Origin of the sequence: Micromonospora globbae, assembly GCF_003610785.1 — a bacterium.
In the GTDB taxonomy this organism is placed as follows: domain Bacteria; phylum Actinomycetota; class Actinomycetes; order Mycobacteriales; family Micromonosporaceae; genus Micromonospora; species Micromonospora globbae.
This window is the reverse complement of the sequence record NZ_RAQQ01000018.1, coordinates 123,144-140,507: the sequence shown is the minus strand read 5'-3', so window position 1 is coordinate 140,507 and position 17,364 is coordinate 123,144. Positions and strand designations below refer to the sequence as shown.

At 74.8% G+C, this 17,364-nt stretch carries 15 protein-coding genes and 1 pseudogene; 14 read left to right on the top strand and 2 right to left on the bottom strand.

The features are described from left to right. Nucleotides 1-14: 14 nt before the first annotated feature. From D7I43_RS23370 to D7I43_RS23360, 3 genes are all read left to right on the top strand, one after another. Nucleotides 15-1,496, top strand: a complete 1,482-nt coding sequence (locus D7I43_RS23370; RefSeq protein WP_120330693.1) for a pyridoxal phosphate-dependent decarboxylase family protein — start codon at nt 15-17, stop codon at nt 1,494-1,496. Between the two features lie 139 nt (nt 1,497-1,635). Then, nucleotides 1,636-2,214, top strand: coding sequence for an NADH-quinone oxidoreductase subunit B (locus D7I43_RS23365; protein WP_120330692.1), 579 nt, complete (start codon nt 1,636-1,638; stop codon nt 2,212-2,214). Between the two features lie 49 nt (nt 2,215-2,263). Beyond that, nucleotides 2,264-3,580: a DUF2252 domain-containing protein gene (locus tag D7I43_RS23360; RefSeq protein WP_120330691.1), complete on the top strand. Its 1,317-nt coding sequence runs from the start codon at nt 2,264-2,266 to the stop codon at nt 3,578-3,580. Nucleotides 3,581-3,617: 37 nt separating this feature from the next. On the opposite strand, the gene D7I43_RS23355 is transcribed toward D7I43_RS23360, so the two are convergent. After that, nucleotides 3,618-4,664 (bottom strand): glucose 1-dehydrogenase, encoded by a 1,047-nt coding sequence (locus D7I43_RS23355; protein WP_192902247.1) that lies wholly within the window; start codon nt 4,662-4,664, stop codon nt 3,618-3,620. Between the two features lie 172 nt (nt 4,665-4,836). On the opposite strand from D7I43_RS23355, the pseudogene D7I43_RS33745 reads away from it, so the two are divergent. Both D7I43_RS33745 and D7I43_RS23345 read left to right on the top strand, forming a co-directional pair. Next, nucleotides 4,837-5,433 (top strand): annotated as a pseudogene (locus D7I43_RS33745) (NADH-quinone oxidoreductase subunit C); the annotation flags it as partial. A gap of 281 nt (nt 5,434-5,714) precedes the next feature. Beyond that, nucleotides 5,715-6,677, top strand: a complete 963-nt coding sequence (locus D7I43_RS23345; RefSeq protein ID WP_120330688.1) for a complex I subunit 1/NuoH family protein — start codon at nt 5,715-5,717, stop codon at nt 6,675-6,677. Between the two features lie 54 nt (nt 6,678-6,731). Here the strand turns inward: D7I43_RS23345 and D7I43_RS23340 are convergent, their stop codons facing one another. Further along, on the bottom strand, nt 6,732-7,757 hold the full coding sequence (locus D7I43_RS23340) for a glutathione S-transferase family protein (RefSeq protein ID WP_120330727.1): 1,026 nt from the start codon (nt 7,755-7,757) through the stop codon (nt 6,732-6,734). 142 nt (nt 7,758-7,899) lie between these two features. On the opposite strand from D7I43_RS23340, the gene D7I43_RS23335 reads away from it, so the two are divergent. The 9 genes from D7I43_RS23335 to D7I43_RS23295 all read left to right on the top strand — a co-directional run bounded on the left by D7I43_RS23335 (nt 7,900) and on the right by D7I43_RS23295 (nt 17,364). Next, nucleotides 7,900-8,316, top strand: a complete 417-nt coding sequence (locus D7I43_RS23335; protein WP_120330687.1) for an ester cyclase — start codon at nt 7,900-7,902, stop codon at nt 8,314-8,316. Between the two features lie 73 nt (nt 8,317-8,389). Then, a complete protein-coding gene (locus tag D7I43_RS23330; protein WP_120330686.1) occupies nt 8,390-9,016 on the top strand; it encodes a NuoI/complex I 23 kDa subunit family protein in 627 nt (208 codons plus the stop codon). Further along, nucleotides 9,013-9,576 carry an NADH-quinone oxidoreductase subunit J family protein gene (locus tag D7I43_RS23325; protein WP_120330685.1) on the top strand — a complete coding sequence of 188 codons (564 nt, stop codon included), beginning with the start codon at nt 9,013-9,015 and terminating at the stop codon, nt 9,574-9,576. Before D7I43_RS23330 ends, D7I43_RS23325 begins: the two co-directional genes overlap by 4 nt. Continuing rightward, entirely contained in the window at nt 9,573-9,977 is a 405-nt protein-coding gene (nuoK, locus tag D7I43_RS23320; RefSeq protein WP_240033106.1) for an NADH-quinone oxidoreductase subunit NuoK, read from the top strand. Before D7I43_RS23325 ends, nuoK begins: the two co-directional genes overlap by 4 nt. Then, nucleotides 9,974-11,938: an NADH-quinone oxidoreductase subunit 5 family protein gene (locus tag D7I43_RS23315; RefSeq protein WP_120330684.1), complete on the top strand. Its 1,965-nt coding sequence runs from the start codon at nt 9,974-9,976 to the stop codon at nt 11,936-11,938. The genes nuoK and D7I43_RS23315 overlap by 4 nt, the downstream gene beginning before the upstream one ends. Next, nucleotides 11,935-13,440 carry a complex I subunit 4 family protein gene (locus D7I43_RS23310; protein WP_120330683.1) on the top strand — a complete coding sequence of 502 codons (1,506 nt, stop codon included), beginning with the start codon at nt 11,935-11,937 and terminating at the stop codon, nt 13,438-13,440. The genes D7I43_RS23315 and D7I43_RS23310 overlap by 4 nt, the downstream gene beginning before the upstream one ends. Continuing rightward, nucleotides 13,437-14,909 carry an NADH-quinone oxidoreductase subunit N gene (locus D7I43_RS23305; protein ID WP_120330682.1) on the top strand — a complete coding sequence of 491 codons (1,473 nt, stop codon included), beginning with the start codon at nt 13,437-13,439 and terminating at the stop codon, nt 14,907-14,909. The genes D7I43_RS23310 and D7I43_RS23305 overlap by 4 nt, the downstream gene beginning before the upstream one ends. A 186-nt stretch (nt 14,910-15,095) precedes the next feature. After that, entirely contained in the window at nt 15,096-15,971 is an 876-nt protein-coding gene (htpX, locus tag D7I43_RS23300; protein WP_120330726.1) for a zinc metalloprotease HtpX, read from the top strand. Between the two features lie 139 nt (nt 15,972-16,110). Next, nucleotides 16,111-17,364 (top strand): MFS transporter, encoded by a 1,254-nt coding sequence (locus D7I43_RS23295; RefSeq protein ID WP_120330681.1) that lies wholly within the window; start codon nt 16,111-16,113, stop codon nt 17,362-17,364.

Sequence of the window (17,364 nt, the reverse complement as noted above, 5' to 3'; positions counted from 1 at the left end):
GGCACCACCACTCCATGATCGACGAGAGGACCGGGGCGAGCGCGCTGCCGGAACGCGGACGGCCCGCCGACGAGGTGCTCGCGGAGATCCGCGCGCTGCGGGCCCAGGACCGGCCGACGCACGGCGGGCGGCTGTTCGCGTACGTCTACGACCCGGCGGTACCCGGGCTCGACGAGCTGGCGGCCAGCGCGTACGCGGCCAGCGCGCACGTCAACGGGCTGGACCCGACCGCGTTCCCCTCCCTGCTGGCCATGGAGAACGCCCTGGTCGGCGCGGCGGCGGGGCTGCTCGGCGGCGGGCCGGGAAGCACCGCCCCCGACGTGGTCGGCAGCGTCACGAGCGGCGGCACCGAGTCGCTGATCCTCGCCGTCAAGGCCGCCCGGGACGCCCACCCGGAGATCGCCGAGCCGCGGCTCGTGGTGCCGGCGAGCGGCCACGCGGCCTTCGCCAAGGCGGCGCACTACCTGCGGGTGGCGCTCGACGTGGTGCCGGTGTCCCCGGACACGCTGCGCCCCGACCCCGCCGCGATGGCTGCCGCCATCCGGCCGGAGACCGTGCTCGTGGCGTGCTCGGCCCCGTCGTACGCCCACGGCGTCCTCGACCCGGTCGCCGAGATCGCCGCGGCGGCGGCCGAGGCCGGGGTGCGCTGCCACGTGGACGCCTGTTTCGGCGGGTGGACGCTGCCGTACCTGCGGCGCCTCGGCGCGGCCGTGCCGCCGTTCGACTTCACGGTGCCCGGGGTCACCTCGATCTCGGTGGACCTGCACAAGTACGCGTACGCCCCGAAGGGCGTCTCGGTGCTGCTGCACCGCGACCCGGCGCTGCGCGCCCCGCAGTACTTCGCGTACGCCGACTGGCCCGGCTACACGATGGTCAACCCGACCATCGCCTCGACCCGGTCCGGCGGCCCCATCGCCGCCGCGTACGCCACCCTGCGGCACCTCGGGGACGACGGCTACCTGCGGCTCGCGGAGGCCACCCGGGATGCGGTGGCCGGGCTGGCCGACGCCGTGCGGGCCGTCGACGGGCTGCGGCTGATGGCCGAGCCGGAGTCCACGGTGGTCTGCTTCACCAGCACCGACCCGGGTCTCGACCTCTTCGTCCTGGTCGACGAGCTGACCGCGCGCGGCTGGCACACCCAGCCCCAGCTCGCGTACGCCGGGCTGCCGCCGAGCGTGCACCTCACGGTGACCGCCGCCGTGGCGCCCCGGGTGGCCGAGTTCGGCCCGGACCTCGCCGACGCGGTGGCCGCCACCCGGGCGGCCGGTCCGGTCACGCTGCCGGCCGACCTGCCGGCCCTCGCCGGCACGCTGACCCCCGAGACGCTCACCCCGGAGCTGGTGGGCGGGCTGGCCGCCGGCCTGGGCCTGGCCGGTGGAAAGGGCGCGCCGCAGCGCATGGCGACGGTGAACACGCTCCTCGACGCCGCGCCGCCGGCGCTGCGGGAACGGCTGCTGGTCGAGTTCGTGAGCCTGCTCCAGCGCCCGGCCGGGTAGCACGGGGACGCGCGCGGCTTGCGCCCGCGCGCGGCCTGCGCCCGTTCAACGGGTGGTGCGGCACAGAGGGCCGGTCCGGCGGTCCGGGCGGGCCGGACGCTGTGGTTGACTGGTTCGCAGGTTCGGGAAGGGGGCGGCCGTGCAGCTACCGGGAGTGCTCGGTGAGCCGATCCGGTTCGTGCTGAACTGGGGCCGTCGCTACTCGCTGTGGGTGTTCAACTTCGGCCTGGCCTGCTGTGCCATCGAGTTCATCGCCACGAGCATGAGCCGGCACGACTTCATGCGGCTCGGGGTGATCCCGTTCGCGCACGGCCCGCGCCAGGCCGACCTGATGGTGGTCTCCGGCACGGTGACCGACAAGATGGCGCCGGCCATCAAGCGGCTCTACGACCAGATGCCCGAGCCGAAGTACGTCATCTCGTTCGGCGCCTGCTCCAACTGCGGTGGCCCGTACTGGGACTCGTACTCGGTGACCAAGGGCGTCGACCAGCTCATCCCGGTCGACGTCTACGTGCCAGGCTGCCCGCCCCGCCCGGAGGCGCTGCTGCACGGCATCCTGCGCCTCCAGGAGAAGATCGCCGCGGAGCAGTCCGGCGTCGGCGGCGTCCACCGCCCGGACCTGCTCGCCGCCCCGGTCGACGCGCCGCCCAGCGACGGCGCCGTCCCGCGCTCGGTCGAGTCGCTGACCGCCCCGCCGGTCCGGCCCCCCACGAGCTGACCGGTCGACCGAGCCCGCCCGCTGGCGGGGCAGGGCTAGCGTGCGCAGCATGAGCACCTCCGCGCAGCGGCGCGCCACCCACATCGTCGACGTGCTGATCGCCGAGTTCGGCGAGGGGATGTCACTCGACCCGGCCGCGTTCCGGCGCAAGTTCCGCAAGATGGCCGCGTCGCCGTTCGCCTTCTACCGGGGCAGCGCGTCGCTCTTCTACGCCGACCAGCGCGGCGACTTCGCCGACGACCGCTTCCTCGACGAGCGGACCTCCCGGGTGTGGATCCACGGCGACCTGCACGCGGAGAACTTCGGCACCTACATGAACGCCTCCGGGCAGCTGGTGTTCAACGTCAACGACTTCGACGAGGCGTACGTCGGGCCGTTCACCTGGGACCTGCGGCGGTTCGTGGCGAGCGTGGCGCTGCTCGGCTACGCCAAGGCGCTCTCCGACCACGTGATCACGGAGCTGGTGACCGGCTTCGCCCGCTCGTACCTCACCGAGCTGCGGGCGATCGCCGCGGGCGGGGACGACGCGATCGGCTCGATCACCCTGGAGAACGCCGACGGCGTGCTGCGTCGCGTGCTCCAGCAGGCCCGCCTCAACACCCGGGTGGACCTGCTCGCCGCGCAGACCACGATCGACAACTACGAGCGCCGGTTCTCCCTCGGCGACGGGGTGTTCGAGATCGACGGGGAGACGCGGGAGAAGGTGACGGCCGCGTTCGCCGCGTACCTCGGCACGCTGCCCGCCTCGTCGGCCCGGCTGCGTCCCGTCGAGGCGCGCATCAAGGACGTGGTGCTGCGCAAGGGCGTCGGCATCGGCTCGGCGGGGCTGCCGTCGTACAACCTGCTGCTGGAGGGGCACACCCAGGCGCTGGAGAACGACGTCGTCATCTACATGAAGCAGGCCCAGGTGCCGGCGGTGGCCCGGCACGTGCCCGACACCACCGTCCGCGAGTACTTCCTGCACCAGGGGCACCGGACGGCCGAGTCGCAGCGGGCGCTCCAGGCGCACGCCGACCCGTGGCTCGGCTACACCGAACTCGACGGGGTCGGTCAGCTCGTCGCCGAGGTGTCGCCGTACGCCGCCGACCTGGACTGGGCCGACGTCAACGAGCCGGACGAACTGGCCGGGGTGCTCGCCGACCTGGGCCGGGCGGTGGCCCGGATGCACTCGGTGGCGGACGACGAGTCCAGCCACGACCTGGTGGACTACTCGACGGAGGAGGCGATCGTCGCGGCGGTCGACCCGGACGAGCCGGGCTTCGTGGCCCACCTCGTCGAGTTCGCCCACGCGTACGGCCTGCGCGCCCGCGAGGACCACCAGCTCTTCGTGGACCTGTTCCGCAACGGCCGGCTCCCCGGCATCTGAACCCGCGGTGACCGGCCGGCGGGGTACGGCCGGTCGGTCAGACCGCGAACTCCAGAACGACCTTGATGTCGTCCGGCCCTGCGGCGTACGCGTCGGCGTACCCCGACACCGGCACCCGGCGGCTGATCAGCGAGCCCAGCCAGAGCTGGTCGGCGCGGCGCAGCGCCTCGGCGGCGATGTCCCAGTGCCGCCGGTTGGCGTTCACCGAGCCGAAGACGACGTTGTTCTCCAGCACCAGCGCCCGGTTGAGCGCCCCGGCGTCCAGTTCGATGCTCCGGCCGCCGCTGGACACCCCGGCCAGGCAGACGATGCCGTTCGGCGCCGCCTTGTACATCACGTCGAGCACCACCGAGGGAGCGCCGGTGCACTCGACCACCACGTCGGGCTCGAAGTCCAGTTGGTCGACCGGCACCGAGTGGTACGTCGCGCCCAGCGCACGGACCAGGTCGGGCTTCGGTCCGCTGGTGGCGAGGTCGAGCACGTGCACGGCGAGGCCGCGCTGGCTGGCGAGGAGGGCGGCGAGCAGACCGATCGGCCCGGCGCCGGTGACGAGCACGGTCTGTGGCTGCCACTCGGCCCGGTGCCCGATCCGCTCGATGTGGTCCCACGCCTTCGCCACGATGCTCGTCGGTTCCAGCAGCATGCCGACCTGACCGAGGGAGCGGTCCAGCGGTACGGCGAACCGGGGCTGGATGCGCCAGCGCTCGCGGGCGAAGCCGGGCAGTGCCTTGATCCCGTGCTCGGTGTACCGGCCGTTGCGGCACATGTCCCACTCGCCGACCGCGCAGTTCGGGCACGGCACCGGGTCCGGGTGGCGCACGATCCCGGCCACCAGGTCCCCGGGCTGCAGCGTGCCGGTCGGGTCCTCCAGCACCCGGCCCAGCGACTCGTGCCCGATGACCAGGCGCCGCTCGCCGGGGGGCGCCTCGCCGTACTGCCCGGAGATGATCTCGTGGTCGGTGCCGCAGATGCCGACGGCCAGCGCCTCGACCAGGACGGCGCCCTCCTCGGGTGCCGGCTCCGGCTGGTCCTCGACCAGCTCCAGCGAGTCGGCCACCCCGGGGGTCACAGTCACGGCGCGCACGGTTCCCATCTTCGCCCGCCGGCCGCTCTCCCGCCGCGTAACGCCGCAGATGCCTTCCACCCGGCCGCCGCCAGCGGCGACTCGCGCCCGGGGGACGCCGCGGGCGAGGCCCGCCGCCGGCGGCGACTCGCGCCCGGGCGGACGTCGCGGGCGAGGCCCTAGGATCAGCGGCATGACTCCGGAAGAGGTCGGTCGCCGGATGGCCACGCTGCTCGCGCCGGCCGAGGCCACCGCGTCGGTCTCCGGTGGCGAACGCCATGCCCGGGCCACGGTCGACGTGCCGGTGGCGAGCTGGCGGGACGCGGTCCGGGCCGCCCGCGACGACGCGGAGCTGGGCTGCGACTTCTTCGACTGGCTCTCGGCGGTGGACGAGCTGGCCGAGGGGTTCGACGTCGTGGCGCACCTCTGGTCGGTCCGGCACCGGCACGGGCTGCTGCTGCGTACGCGGCTGCCGCGAGAGGCGCCCACCGTGGCCTCCGTGGTCGACCTCTATCCCGGCGCCGCGTGGCACGAGCGCGAGACGCACGAGATGTTCGGCATCGACTTCACCGGGCACCCCGGGCTGCGTCCCCTGCTGCTGCCGCCGGAGTTCGAGGGCCATCCGTTGCGCAAGGAGTTCGTGCTCGCCTCCCGGGTGGCCAAGCCCTGGCCGGGGGCCAAGGAGCCGGGCGAGTCCGAGGCGGGCGGCGGCCGGCGCCCGATCCGCCCGCCGGGCGTGCCCGCCCCGGGGGAGTGGGGCACGGTGCCCACCCCGGCCGGCGCCGGTGGCGTGGGGGAGGGGCCGCGCGGCGGCACCCCGGCCCGTCCCACCGGTGGTCGGCCCGCGCGGCCGGCTCCCGGTGCCCGTTCCGCGCGTACGCCCCGACCCGCCGCCGGCCCGGCGGCGGACCGCCCGGCGCGCCCGGCCGCGCCGCCCGCGGCGGACCAGGCCGGCTCGCCGCCCGACCGTCCGGCACGCCCCGCCGAGTCCCCGCCCGGCGCGGACCGCCCTCCCGCGCCGCCCCGGCCGGACGCGCCGGAGCCTCCGACCGGTGAGGGAGGTGCGCCCTGATGCCGCTCTGGCTGGAGCTGCTGATCCGGGTGGGCGGGGTGCTGGTCGCCTTCCTCACCCTGCCGCTGCTGGTGGGTCAGGCCGAGCACAAGGTGATGGCGCACATGCAGGGCCGGCTCGGCCCGATGTACGCGGGCGCGTTCCACGGCTGGGCCCAGCTGGTCGCCGACGGCATCAAGTTCGTGCAGAAGGAGGACGTGACCCCGCGCGACGCGGACCGGCCGGTGTTCCGGCTGGCGCCGGCCGTCGCGCTGGTGCCCTACCTGCTCGTGCTGCTGGTCATCCCGCTCGGCCCGGGCGACCTCGTCGGGCAGCCGCTGGACGTCGGGCTCTTCTTCGTGCTCGCCGTGGTGGGCGTGGGCGTCCTCGCGGTGCTCATGTCGGCGTGGGCGTCGGCCAACAAGTACAGCCTGCTCGGCGGCCTGCGCGGGGCCGCCCAGCTGCTCGGCTACGAGCTGCCCCTCGTGCTCGCCGCGGCCTCGGTGGCGATGGCGGCGGGGACGCTCAGCCTCTCCGGCATCGTCGAGGCGTGGCGGCCGTGGTGGCTGCTCTGGCAGGCGCCGGCGATGATCATCTTCTTCGTGGCGGGGCTCGCCGAGATCCGCCGGCCGCCGTTCGACATGCCGGTGGCCGACTCCGAGCTCGTCTTCGGCTACATGACCGAGTACACGGGGCTGCGGTTCGCGTTCTTCCTGCTGGCCGAGTACGTGGGCATCGTCGTGATCGCGGCGCTCACCACCGTGCTGTTCCTCGGCGGCTGGCACGGGCCGTTCGCCGACGGGCAGCTCGGCTGGTTGTGGACGCTGCTCAAGGTCTTCGCCGTCGCCTTCGTGATCATCTGGCTCCGGGTCGCGTACCCGCGGCTGCGCGAGGACCAGCTCCAGCGCCTGTGCTGGCTGGTGCTCGTCCCGGCGTCGCTGGCCCAGCTCGTGCTGACCGCCGCCGTCCGCGTCGCCCTGTAGGAAGGGGCCCTCCTCGACGCCTCGCGTCGAGGAGGGCCCCTCCCGGCGGCCCGCTCAGCGCAGCGGGGTGTGCGCGGGGTCGACGCGCTCCGCGGCCGGCGGCGGCGGGGGCGGGGTGCCGTCGCCGAACGGGCGGCCACCGAGCGCCTCCCGCCCGTGCGGGGTGAGCCAGTTGTCCAGGTCGGGCCCGAGCGGCACGATGCCGGTCGGGTTGATGTCCCGGTGCACCTCGTAGTAGTGCCGCTTGATGTGGTCGAAGTCGATCGTGTCGCCGAAGCCGGGGGTCTGGAACAGGTCCCGGGCGTACGCCCAGAGCACCGGCATCTCGGTGAGCTTCTGCCGGTTGCACTTGAAGTGCCCGTGGTAGACGGCGTCGAAGCGCACGAGCGTCGTGAACAGCCGCACGTCCGCCTCGGTGATCGTGTCGCCCACCAGGTAGCGGCGGTCGGCCAGCCGCTCGCTCAACCAGTCCAGCCGGTCGAAGAGCCGGTGGTACGCCTGCTCGTACGCCTCCTGGCTGCCCGCGAACCCGCAGCGGTAGACACCGTTGTTGACGTCGCGGAACACCAGGTCGTTGACCTCGTCGATCTCGGCGCGCAGCGGCTCCGGGTAGAGGTCCGGCGCGCCCTCGCGGTGGTACGCCGTCCACTGCGTGGAGAGGTCGAGGCTCATCTGCGCGTAGTCGTTGGTCACGACCTGCCCGGTCGGCACGTCCACGATCGCCGGCACGGTGATGCCCCGGTCGTAGCCGGGGAACCGCTTGAAGTACGCCTCGGCCAGCCGCTCGATGCCGAGCAACGGGTCGCGCCCGCCCGGGTCGAGGTCGAACGTCCAGCTCCGCTTGTCGTGGGTGGGCCCGGCCACCGCCATGGAGATGGCGTCCTCGAGGCCGAGCAGCCGGCGGACGATGATGAGGCGGTTCGCCCAGGGGCAGGCGCGGCTGACGGCGAGCCGGTAGCGACCGGGCTCCACCGGCCACCCGTCCCGCCCGTCGGCCGTGATCCGGGTCGCGATGTACCGCTGGTCACGGGTGAACTCGCCGCCCGGCTCGACGTACCTGCCGCCGGTCCGCAGCAGCACCTCCTCGTCGGTCTCCGTCGGTCCACCCTCGCTGGTCGTGCCCACGCTGTTCCTCCGATCGTGTCGCCTCGCCTCATTCTGGCCGCTCGGCGGGCGGCCGGCGGGGTGAGTGCACTCACCCCACCGGCGTTACGCTCGCCCCGTGACCGACACGGAGGCGGCGGCGCGGCGGTTCATCGCCGACGTGTGGAACGCCGCGCGCGAGGAGTCGGCGTACGAGCTGGTCGCACCGCAGTGCCCCGGGCTGGGCGGCACCGGCCCCGAGGCGACGCTGGCCTGGCACCGCGACCGGCGGGCCGCCTTCCCCGACCTGCGCTACAAGATCGTCGACATGGTCGCGGCCGGCGACCGGGTGGCAGTGCGCTGGCGGGCCGCCGGCACCCAGGCCGGCCCGTTCGGTCCCGTGCCGCCCACGGGGCGGGTGGTGAGCTACTCCGGGGCGACGTTCCTGCGCTTCGACGACGCCGGCCGCATCGTCGACGTGTGGAGCGTCAACGAGCTGTTCCAGGTCCTCCAGCAACTCGGCGTCGAGATGATCCCACCGCCCGGCGCGGTGTGACGCGGGCCGTGGGTCCGGCACGGTTCCGGCGGCGGTCAGGGGGTGGTCGCGCGCGCCGGGGGCACAGGGCAGGATGGTCCGCATGAGCGACCGCAGCGAGCGCACACCGGACGACGGCGCCGGTGACCGCGGCCTCCCCGGCTCGGGGCTGGTGAAGGGGCTGGCGGTCACGCTGAAGACGATGACCCGGCGCTCGACCACCCAGCAGTACCCGGACGTGGCCCCCGAGCTGCCGCCCCGCTCGCGCGGCGTGATCGCGCTGCTCGAGGAGAACTGCACCGTCTGCATGCTCTGCGCCCGCGAGTGCCCGGACTGGTGCATCTACATCGACTCCCACAAGGAGGAGGTGGCGGTGCCCGGCGCCGCCCGTCCCCGCCAGCGCAACGTGCTCGACCGGTTCGACATCGACTTCTCGCTCTGCATGTACTGCGGCATCTGCGTCGAGGTCTGCCCGTTCGACGCGCTCTACTGGTCGCCGGAGTTCGAGTACGCCGAGTACGACATCAAGGACCTGCTGCACGACAAGGACCACCTGGGGCAGTGGATGGACACGGTCCCGCCGCCGCCCGCCCACGACCCGAACGGCGAGCCGGCGAAGGAGGAGACCAGCGCCGCGCGCAAGGCGGCGGTCCCCGCCGCCCGGCCCACCACCCCGGCCGTACGCCGTGAGCCCGGCACTCCCGGCGAGGCGGCCACATGACCGGGGCGGACGTGCTGCTGCTGGCGCTCGGCGCGGTGGCGGTCGGTTCCGGGGTGCTGGTGGTCACCACCCGGCACCTGGTCCGGGCCGGCCTCTACCTGGTGGTCTGCCTGGGCGCGCTGGCCGGTGACTACCTGGTGCTCACCGCCGAGCTGGTGGCCTGGGTGCAGGTGCTCATCTACGTGGGCGCCGTCGTGGTGCTGCTGCTGTTCGCCGTGATGCTCACCCGCGCGCCGATCGGCGCGTCCGACGACCTGGACCGGCCCGGCTGGCCGGCCGCGCTGATCGGCGGCGGCGCCGGGCTGGGCCTGGCCGCGCTGCTGGTCGACGCGTACCGCTGGACGGCCGTCGCGCTGCCCGAGGCGGGCACCGCCGAGCGGATCGGCGGGGAGATCTTCCGCAGCTGGGTGCTGCCCTTCGAGGTGCTGTCGGTGCTGCTGCTCTCCGCCCTGGTCGGCGCGGTGATCCTGTCCCGGCCCGACATCGGGCGGCCGGGCGCCGGGCCGTCGAGCGCCGCGCGGCCGGATCCCGCGGGCCGGAGCACGGAGGCGGCCCGGTGAGGCCCGTCATCCCGTACGTCACGGCGGCGCTGCTGTTCGGGCTCGGGGCGTACGGCGTTCTGCGCCGGCGCAACGCGGTGCTGGTCCTGATGGCCGTCGAGCTGATGCTCAACGCCGTCAACCTGATCCTCGTCACGGCCGACACCACGGTGCGGGCGGCGCTGCCGCACAGCGGCCAGGTGTTCGCGCTCTTCGTCATCGTGCTGGCCGCCGCCGAGGTCGGGGTGGGCCTGGCCATCGTGCTCCAGCTCTACCGGCTGCGGGCCAGCGTCGCCGTGGACGAGGTGCCGCTGACCGAGCCGCCGGCCGGCGCACCCGTCGCCGTCGGCACCGCGGCGGCCGATCGTCCCGAGGCGTCCACGACCGGGCACCCGGGCGCTCCCGGCGGGGAGGCGCGGTGAACGGTCCCACGCTGCTCGGCGTGCTGCTGCCGGCCGTACCCCTGGTGGCCGGCCTGCTCGGGCTGCTGCTGCCCCCGTCGCCGCGCGGCCCGGCCGGGGGGCGCGACGCCGGTGAGCAGCGGGCCCGCCGCGCGGCCATCGCCCTCGGCGTGACCGGCGCGGCCGGCGCGCTCGCGCTCGCGGTCGCCCTGCTGGCCACCCTGGACCGGCCCGTCGAGGCGAGCACCACGTGGGTGGACCTGGGCGGCCTGCGCGTCACGCTCGGCGTCCGGCTCGACGGCGCCGCCGCGCTCGTCGCCGTGGCGGTCGGCGCGGTCGCGCTGGCCGTGCAGGTCTACTCGATCGGCTACCTCAAGCGGGGCCCCCACGACGACGTCGACGTCGACCACCGCTACCCGCCGTACGCCGCGCAGATCAGCCTCTTCACCGCCGCCATGCTGCTCGTGGTGGTGGCCGGGGACCTGCTCCTGCTGCTGGTCGGTTGGGAGGTGATGGGCATCTGCTCGTACCTGCTCATCGCCCACGACCGCCGGCTGCCCGAGGCGCCCGCCGCCGCGATGAAGGCGTTCCTCGTGACCCGGGTGGGTGACGTCGGGTTCCTGCTGGGCATCGCGCTGCTCGGCGTCTCCGCCGGCAGTTTCCGGATCGCCGACGTGCTGGCCCACGACCACTCCACCGGTACGCTCACGGCCGCCTGCCTGCTGCTGCTCGCCGGCGTGGCCGGCAAGAGCGCGCAGTTCCCGCTGCACACCTGGCTGCCTGACGCGATGGCCGGCCCGACCCCGATCAGCGCGCTGATCCACGCCGCCACGATGGTGGCCGCCGGCGTGTACGCCGTCACCCGGCTCTACCCGCTCTTCGAGGCCGCACCGGTGGCGCTCACCGTCCTCGGCGTGCTCGCCTCGATCACCCTGCTGCTCGGGGCGCTCGCCGCGACCGCGCAGGACGACATCAAGCGGGTGCTCGCCTGGTCGACGGTCTCCCAGATCGGCTACATGACGGGCGCCCTCGCCGTCGGTGCGCCGGGCGCGGCGCTGTTCCACCTGCTCACCCACGCCGCGTTCAAGGCACTGCTCTTCCTCGCCGCCGGCGCGGTGATCCACGCGGTCGGCACCACGCTGATGTCCCGCATGGGTGGCCTGCGCCGCGGCATGCCGGTCACCTTCTGGTGCACCGTGGTCGGCCTGGGCGCCCTCGCCGGGCTGCCGCCCCTGGCCGGCTTCTGGAGCAAGGACGGCGTGCTCGCGGCCGCGCAGGCGGCCGCGCTGGACGGCGAGGGGCCGACCCCCGCCTGGGTGGGCTGGCTCGTCTGGCTGGCCGGGCTGGCCGGCGTCGCGGTCACCGCCTGGTACGCCACCCGGCTGCTGCTGCGCACGTTCCTGGGCACGACGCGCGTCCCGCTCGCGCACCCGCACGATCCGCCGGGGACGCTGCGCTGGCCGGTGGTGCTGCTCGCCGTACCGGCCGCGCTGCTGGGCTTCGCGGGCTTCGCCGGCGCGTTCGCCGACCGGCTCCAACCCACGCCGCCGGCCACCCCCGACCACCCGTCGAACCTGCTCCCCGCCGAGCCGCTCGTCCACCTCGCGCCGTCGGTGGTGCTGCCGCTGGTCCTGCTGCTGCTCGGGGCCGGGTCGGCCTGGATCCGGTGGCGCCGCGACCCGGCCGCCGACCCGGCGGCCGCACTGGGTCCGCTGCGGCCGGTCTTCGCCGCGGCGTTCCGGCTCGACGACGTCCAGCACGCCCTCGTCGTACGCCCCGCGCGGGCGCTGGCCGCCACCGTCCGCGCCGGTGACGAGCGGGTGGTGGACGGCGCCGTCGAGGGCAGCGGGCGGGCCGCGTCCGGGCTCGGGGGCGGGCTGGCGGCGCTGCACCGGGCGGCGCTGCCCCGGGCCGCCGCCGGGGTGCTGGCCGGCGCGCTGCTCATCGGGCTCGCCGCCGCCCTGATCGGAGGCACCTCATGACCTTCGGGCAGTTCCTGCTGGTCGCGGTCCTGGCGGTGCCGGGGCTCGGCGCGGTCGCGGTGGCCGGGGTCCCCGCAGACCGGGCCGCCCGGCTGGTCGGCACGGTGGCCGCCGGGCTCACCCTGCTCGCCGCGCTGCCGCTCGCCGCCGGTGACCGGGGCTGGTTCGCCTGGTCGGCCGGCGCGCCCGCGGTACGCCCCTGGCACCAGCTCGACGTGCCCTGGGTACCCGCCCTCGACCTGCGGTTCCACCTCGGCGTGGACGGCATCTCGTACCCGCTCGTGGTGCTCACCGCGCTGCTGACCCTGCTGTGTTGCGGCTACACCCTGTGGCGCGTGCCGGCCGGTGGCAGCGGCCGGGCCCTGGTCGCGCTGCTGCTCGTCGTCGAGGTCGGCATCCTGGGCACCTTCCTCGCCCTCGACCTCGTGCTGTTCTTCCTCTTCTTCGAGGTCGTGCTGCTGCCCATGTACGCGGTCATCGCGGGCTGGGGCGGGGAGGACCGGCGGCGGGCCGCCCGCAAGTTCGCCCTCTACACCCTCTTCGGGTCGGTGCTGCTGCTGGTCGGCGTGTACGTGGTGGTCGCCGCCGCCGGCACGGCGGACATCGTGGCGCTGACCGGCGGCGCCGGCCTCTCCCGGGGCACGCAGCTCTTCGCGTTCACCCTGCTCGCGCTGGCGTTCGCGGTGAAGAGCCCGCTCTGGCCGCTGCACTCCTGGCTGCCCGACGCGCACACCCAGGCGCCGACCGTCGGCAGCGTGGTCCTCGCCGGCGTCCTGTTGAAGATGGGCACGTACGGGCTGATCCGGGTGGCGGTCGGCGTGGCCCCGGAGGGCGCCCGCTGGGCCGCCCCGGTGCTCGGGGTGCTCGCCGTCGCGGCGATCCTCGTCGGCGCGCTCGTCTGCCTCGCGCAGACCGAGCTGAAACGGCTCATCGCCTACTCCAGCGTGGGCCACATGGGTTTCGTGCTGCTCGGCGTGGCCACCCTCACGAGCACCGGCATCCGGGCCGCGCTGATCGGCAACATCGCCCACGGGGTGATCACCGGGCTGCTGTTCTTCCTGGCCGGCGCGATCAAGGACCGCGCCCACACCGGCGCGCTGGGCGAGCTGTCCGGGCTGCGGGAGACCGCGCCCCGGCTCGCCGGGCTGCTCGGGTTCGCGGCGGTCGCCTCCCTCGGCCTGCCCGGCCTCGCCGGCTTCTGGGGGGAGGCGTTCGCGGTGATCGCCGCGATCGAGGTGGGCGGGCCCCTCTGGACCACGCTGGGTGTGCTGGCCGCGGTCGGCGGGGCGCTCACGGCCGCGTACTTCCTGCGGCTGCTGCGCCAGGTCACGCACGGCCGGCCGAGCCCGGCGGTCGGGCGGCTCGCCCCGACCCTGGCCGGTGCGGAACTCACCGCGTGGGCGCCGCTCGTGCTGCTCGCGCTGGCCATCGGGCTGGCCCCCGCGCTGGTGCTCGGTATCGCCGAGGCCCCGGTCGACGCCCTGGTGGAGGTGCTTCCATGAGCGTCCAGAGCGTCGACCACGTGGCGCTGCTGCCGGCGTACCTGGCCGCCGCCACCGCCGTCCTGGTGCTGGTCACCGACCTGATGCTGGCCCGTCCCGGGCTGACCCGGGCCGTGGCGGGCCTCGGCGCGCTGGCCACGGCCGCCGGCGCGGCCCTGGTGGGCGCGGGCGGCGAGCGGGGGACGTTCTGCGTCGAGGCCGACTGCTCGTACGTCTTCGGTGGCCGGGCCGCCCTGGTCGGTGCACTGTTCGCCCTGCTCACCCTCGCGGTGCTGGGGCTGTCCGGCGGCCACCTGCGGGCCGGGCGGGCGCCGGCGGGGGAGTACTGCTTCCTGCTGGCCTGCGCGATGACCGGCGGTGTCGTGCTCGGCGCGGCCGGCGACCTGATCACGCTCATCGTGGCGCTGGAGACGCTCACCCTGCCGCTCTACGTGCTGGTCGGGCTGCGCCGCGGCAGCCTGGCGAGCGCCGAGGCGGCCATCACCTTCTTCGTCGTCAGCGTGGTGGCCACCACCGTGAGCCTGCTCGGCGCGGCGCTGCTCTACGCGGTCACCGGCGAGCTGCACCTGGGGCGGCTCGGCACGCTCCTCGCCGAGCGGCCGGACCTGCACGACCTGCCGCTCACGGCCGCCGCGGCCACGCTCCTGCTGCTCGGGCTGGCGTTCAAGGTCGCCGCCGTGCCGTTCCACGCCTGGGCGCCGGCCACGTACGACGGCGCCCCGCTGCCCGTCGCCGCGTACCTCTCGACGGCGTCGAAGCTCGGCGGCGTGGTGGCGCTGCTCGCCGTGGTGACCGCCGCGCTGCCGGCCGACCTCACCGGCCCGGTGCTGGCCCTGCTCGCGGTGCTCACGATGACCGTCGGCAACCTCGTGGCGCTGCGGCAGCGGCGGACGGTCCGGCTGCTCGCCTGGTCGTCGGTGGCCCAGGCCGGCTACATCCTCGCGCCGCTCGGCGCGCTGGCGCTCACCGCCGGCCGCACCGGTGAGGCCCGCGCCGGCGCGTACGCGGCCGCCCTCGCGTACGCCGTCTTGTTCGTCCTGCTGGAACTCGCCGCGTTCGCCGGGGTGACCGCCCTGCGTCCCGCGGACGCCGACGGCGGCACCCTGGACGACCTGCGCGGCGCGGCCCGCCGCCACCCCTGGCTCGGCGCCGGCCTGGGGCTGGCCCTCATCGGGCTGGCCGGGTTGCCGCCCGGCCTGGCCGGCCTCTTCGCCAAGGTGACGGTCGTCCGCTCGCTGCTGGACGGCGGCGCGGGCTGGCTCGCGCTGGTCGTGGCGGTCAACGCGGTCATCGGCCTGGCCTACTACCTGCGACTGACCGCCCGCCTCTACGCCCCGCCGGTCGGGGCGGGTGCGGCGTCCGCGCCGGGCGCGGGACGGGGTGCGGCCGCCGTGCTGGTCGTGGCCAGTGTGGTGGCCGTGGTGGTCGGCTTCGCCCCGCAGCTCGTCCTGGACCTGACCGCCCGCTGAGCGCCATCGCGGGCGCCGGCCGCCCGGACCCGCCTCCGCGCCCACCGGATCGATGCCTGTCGACTGGCTGAACGGCTGCTGGTCGCGCTCCCAGGCAATTCTCAGCCATATCGCGGATGGTTGACGGGTACCGGGTTGTTGAACCGGTCGACGGGTCCCGGCGACCCGTGCACCGAAGGAGTGATCGTGCACCACAACCGTCTCAAGACCGCCGCGTTGCTCGGCCTGCTCACCGCGCTGATCCTCGCGGTGGGCTACTGGTTCGGCGGCAGTGGCGGACTGGTCATCGCCGTCATCATCTCGCTGTTGATGAACGGCATCAGCTACTTCTACTCCGACAAGCTCGCCCTGCGGGCGATGCGGGCGCAACCGGTCAGCGAGGCACAGTTCCCCGAGCTGTACCGGATGGTCCGTGAACTGGCGACCGAGGCCCGGCAGCCGATGCCGCGGCTGTACGTCAGCCCGACCTCGCAGCCCAACGCGTTCGCGACGGGACGTAACCCGCAGCACGCGGCGGTCTGCGTCACGCAGGGCATCACCGAGATCCTCGACTACCGTGAGCTGCGCGGTGTGATCGGGCACGAGCTGTCCCACGTCTACAACCGGGACATCCTCATCTCCAGCGTGGCCGCCGGCCTGGCCGGCATCATCACCACGCTGGCGAACATCGCGTGGTTCATCCCGCTGGCCGGCGGGGACGACGAGGACGCCCCGAACCCGGCCGTGCTGCTGCTCACGATCATCCTGGGCCCGATCGCCGCGACGATCATCCAGCTGGCGATCAGCCGCAGCCGGGAGTTCCAGGCGGACGCCTCCGGCGCCCAGCTCACCCGCGACCCGCTGGCCCTGGCCAGCGCGCTGCGCAAGATCGAGGCCGTGGCGAGCCGACGCCCGCTGCCGGCACAGGGCAACCTGACGAGCGCCGCGCACCTCATGATCGCCAACCCGTTCCGGGGTGGCGGCATCGCGGCGCTGTTCTCCACCCACCCGCGGATGGAGGACCGGGTCGCCCGGCTGGAGCGGATGGCCGCCAACACCGGCCCGATCCAGTACCTGCGCTGACCCCGGACCGTCCCACCGCGCCCGGCACCGCTCGGTGCCGGGCGCGGTGCTGTGTCGCCCGCAATAACCGCTTCATCCGGACGCGCCCCGACCGTTAGGGTCGAAAGCAGCTCACGCTCATTACACCCGGGAGGTTCGTGTGGCCGCGCTGCGCCAGTATCTGGGCGTCTGGCGGATTCCTGGCGCACCGATGCTGCTGGTGACCGGCATCATCGGTCGGCTCGGGATCGGCATGACACCGCTGGCGCTGCTGCTGGTGGTCGAACAGGTGACGGGGCGGTACTCGCTCGCGGCCGTGGCGGGCGGCATCTACGCCGTGGCCGGCGCCGCGCTGAGCCCCGTCGCCGGGCGCGTCGCCGACCGGATCGGCCCCAGCCCGGTGCTGGTCGTCACCGCCGTCGCCCACCCGCTGGCCCTCGTCGGGCTGCTGCTGGCCAGCCACGCCGACGGCCTCGTGACGATCTACGTGGCGGCCGCCGTGGCCGGCGCCACCTACCCACCGCTGACGGCCGCGATCCGCGGCGCCTGGAACGACCTCACGTCCCCGGCGTCCGGCCGGTACCACCTGCGCAACACCGCGCTCGCGGCGGAGACCTCGCTGTTCGAGATCGTCTTCGTGCTCGGTCCGCTGCTGGTTGCCGGCTTCGTCCTGGTCGCCGACGCGACCGCCGCCCTGCTGGGCGCCGCGCTCGTCACGCTCGTCGGCACCCTGGCGGTCGCCGTCGGCCGGGTGATGCGCGGCTGGCGGCCGCACCCCCGCGAGCACCAGGCCCGCGGGCTCGGCCCGCTGCGGGTCGCCGGCTTCCCGGCCCTGCTCGTCTGCGTGGCCGGTCTCGGCATCGCGTTCGGCGCCGCCGGCGTCATCGTGCCGGCGTTCGCCGGCAACTACCGCGCCGACGACGCGGAGAGTCTCGCCGGCATCCTGCTGGCCGTCTGGGGCGTGGGCAGCGCGGTCGGCGGGTTCTGGTTCGGCGTACGCAAGCCGGCCGTCAACATGACCCGGCAGTTCGCCCGGCTGCTCGCCGCGCTCGCGGGCACCTTCGTGGTCTTCGCCGTGATGCCCAACCCGCTGGCGCTGGGCGCCGCGCTGATCGTCGGCGGGGCGACCATCGCGCCCGCGCTGACGCTGGAGAACACCCTGGTCGGGCGGATCGCCCCGGCCGGCATGCTGAACGAGGCGTACACCTGGGTCGTGACCATGTCCGTGGCGGCGAGCGCGGCCGGCGGTGCGGTGGCCGGCGTGATCGTCGACCACGCCGGCGGCGTGCCGTGGGCGTTCCTCTTCGCCGGCGCCGCGGTCGCCGTCGGGGCCGGGGTCGCCGCGCTGCCCGCCGGGCCCATCGCCCGCGCGGAGGCCCGAGCCGTACGCGTCGAGGAGCCCATTCCCGCCTGA